The organism is Paraconexibacter sp. (assembly GCF_041602235.1).
In the GTDB taxonomy this organism is placed as follows: domain Bacteria; phylum Actinomycetota; class Thermoleophilia; order Solirubrobacterales; family Solirubrobacteraceae; genus Paraconexibacter.
Map to the genome: position 1 here is coordinate 1 of NZ_JBFIGP010000384.1, position 2,851 is coordinate 2,851.

General features: G+C 71.0%; 3 protein-coding genes. All 3 read right to left on the minus strand.

Annotated features, from left to right (window positions below):
• Positions 1-678, minus strand: a 678-nt coding sequence (locus ABYE80_RS19295) for a class I SAM-dependent methyltransferase (RefSeq protein ID WP_372791934.1), incomplete at its 3' end; no start/stop codon positions are given.
• A gap of 60 nt (positions 679-738) precedes the next feature.
• On the minus strand, positions 739-1,854 hold the full coding sequence (locus ABYE80_RS19300; RefSeq protein WP_372791935.1) for an Lrp/AsnC family transcriptional regulator: 1,116 nt from the start codon (positions 1,852-1,854) through the stop codon (positions 739-741).
• Positions 1,842-2,813 carry a porphobilinogen synthase gene (gene hemB / locus ABYE80_RS19305; protein WP_372791936.1) on the minus strand — a complete coding sequence of 324 codons (972 nt, stop codon included), beginning with the start codon at positions 2,811-2,813 and terminating at the stop codon, positions 1,842-1,844. The genes ABYE80_RS19300 and hemB overlap by 13 nt, the downstream gene beginning before the upstream one ends.
• Positions 2,814-2,851: the final 38 nt, after the last annotated feature.

Consider the following 2,851-nt stretch of genomic DNA (forward strand, 5'->3'; position numbering starts at 1 on the left):
GCGGGACGCCAGCGTCACCCGGGCCCAGTCGCCCTCGTACTCCAGGCGGGCGACACGGGGATCGTGGCGCAGCAGCGCCTCGCAGACCGCACGGACGTGCGGGCGCTCGAGCTCAGCCTGGGATGCCTGGTACTCGAACTCGCCGAACCGCAGGCCGAAGCCGGTGTCGTGCCCGGCGTAGCTCCAGCCCACGTCGTCGAGCAGCAGGCACCCGCCCGGACGGATGAGGTCGAGCAGCAACATGGCGGCGGTCCCGTCCAGGGTCAGGCTCTTGGCGCCGTCCAGGTAGACCAGGTCCCACGCCGGCGTCACCCGGCCGTCGCGGCCCCGCCGGGCGTCGGCCTGCTCCAGGAGCCACCACGCGTAGCTGGAGCACGTGATGCGCTCCTCGGAGATGAGCGACCGGACCGCGCAGCGGTCCCAGACCTCGTGCGCCCACTCACGCGCTGAGCTGAGGTCGTCGAACTGGGCCGAATCGACCGTGAGCACCGTGCCCCCGCCCCGGACCGCGAGCGCGCCCGCCGCCCACGCCGCCGACGCGCCGTAGCACGTGCCGATGTCGAGCACGTCGCGGGCGTCGTGCTCGTCGATGTACCGCCACAGCCGTCGCGCCTGTGCCGCGGACATGAACTTGACGCCGTCCAGGCGCTCGGCCAGCTCGTCGAAGGTGAGGGGCACATGCTCAGCTTTCCAGAGCGATGGCCCGATGTCGAGTCGCCCGCTGCCGCGGGGCCGGGCTCAGACTCCGGCGTACTCCCGCTCCCAGTTCTTGAAGTCGTCCGTGAAGTACAGGAGCCGGACCTTCTTGAACTCGGTCGACGAGTAGAGCGTGGCGCGCTCGGTGATGCCGGTCTTCTCGGCGATCGTGTCCAGCACCGCGTCGCACTCCTCCTTGGACCGCCCGTGGGCCATGGTGAAGACGGAGTAGGGCCAGTCCTCGTAGGTCGGACGCTGGTAGCAGTGGCTGATGCCGCGGAACGCGGCCATCCTCGGCCCGATCTCGGCGATCTGGTCGTCCGGGACCTTCCAGACCCCCATGCCGTTGGCGGAGAAGCCGGCGCGGCGGTGGTAGAGGATCGCGGCCACCCGTCGCAGGATGCCCCGATCCTTCATCCCGGCGAGGTGGTCCAGGAGCTGCTGCTGCGTCATCCCCAGGCGCACGGCCGCCTCGGCGTAGGGCTCCGGCACGACCGGCAGGTCGCCCTGCGTCTCGCGGATGACCGCGCGGTCGAGGTCGTCGTAGGGGACCTTCTCCAGCTCGACCGGGTCCTCGGCGACACCCTGCTGCGACAGGGAGTCCGTGTCGCCGCTCATCTCGAGGTCCATGCGGATCTTGAACAGCTTCAGCGTCGGGAGCTGACGGATCGACTCGGCCCCGGTGAGCTCCTGCAGCACGTCGAGCGTGCCCTGCAGTCCGAGCTTGGAGTCCTCCTCGACCGCCAGCGTGAACCACATGTTGAAGTCGTGGTTGCGCAGGTAGTTGTGACTGACGCCGGGGTGCGAGTTGATGATCTTCGCGGGGCGCCAGGTGTGCTCGGGGTCCACCTTGGCCGCGACGAGCATCGAGCCGTACCCGAGGGCGCGCGTGTCGTAGATCGGGGTGACCTGGCGGATGATCCGGTCCTTGAGCAGGCGGCGGATCGTGGCCAGCAGCTCCTCCTCGGTGCAGCCGGCCTTCTCGGCGACCCGCGCGTACGGGTGGACGTCCAGGGGGAACTGCCCCTGCATGAGGTCCAGGATCGTGCGGTCGAGGTCGCTCAACGGAACCGCGGCGCCGTCCTTGCGCTCGCGGATCTTCGGCGTCGCGACGTCGTCGCGGATGCCGTCGGGAGTGGAGTGCGTCACGTCAGCCATGTCGCTGCGTCCTTGGCGTGGTAGGTGATCACGATGTCGGCGCCGGCCCGTCGGATGGACGTCAGGGTCTCGAGGACGACGGCGCGCTCGTCGACGTGCCCGGCGAGCGCGGCCGCCTTCACCATCGCATACTCGCCGCTCACGTTGTACGCGGCCACCGGCATCCTCGTCGCCTCCTTGACGCGCCAGATCAGGTCGAGATACGGCAGCGCCGGCTTGACCATGAGCATGTCGGCGCCCTCCCCGACGTCGAGCAGCGCCTCGCGGACGCCCTCGTCGCCGTTGGCCGGATCGAGCTGGTAGCTGCGGCGGTCGCCGAAGGCCGGGGTGGAGTCCGCGGCCTCGCGGAAGGGCCCGTAGTAGGCGCTCGCGTACTTGGCGGAGTAGGCGAGGATCGGCGTCGTCGCGAAGCCCGCCTCGTCGAGCGCGGCCCGGATCGCCCCGACGCGCCCGTCCATCATGTCGCTCGGGGCGACGACGTCGGCGCCGGCGCGCGCGTGCGAGACGGCGACCCGGCACAGCAGCTCGAGCGACGCGTCGTTGTCGACCGAGCCGTCCTCGAGCACGTGGCCGCAGTGCCCGTGGTCGGTGTACTCGCACAGGCACACGTCGGTGATCACCAGGAGGTCCGGGTGCGCCGCCTTGATGGCGCGCACCGCCACCTGCACGATCCCCTCCGCGGCGTACGCCTGACTGCCCGCGGCGTCCTTGTGACGCGGGATGCCGAAGAGCAGCACGCCGGCGAGTCCCAGCCGGACCGCCTCGGCGCACTCCGCGACCGCGTCCTGGACCGAGAGCCGGTCCACGCCGGGCATCGCCTCGATCGGCGCGCGCCCGGACTCCTCGTGCACGAAGAGCGGGAGGACGAGATCGCCCGCCGTGAGCGTGGTCTCGCGGACGAGATCGCGCAGCGCGGGGCTGGCGCGCAGGCGACGGGGTCGGACGTGCGGGAAGGACACGACGTGAGGGTAACGTCCGGTGCCCCCACGCCATGACC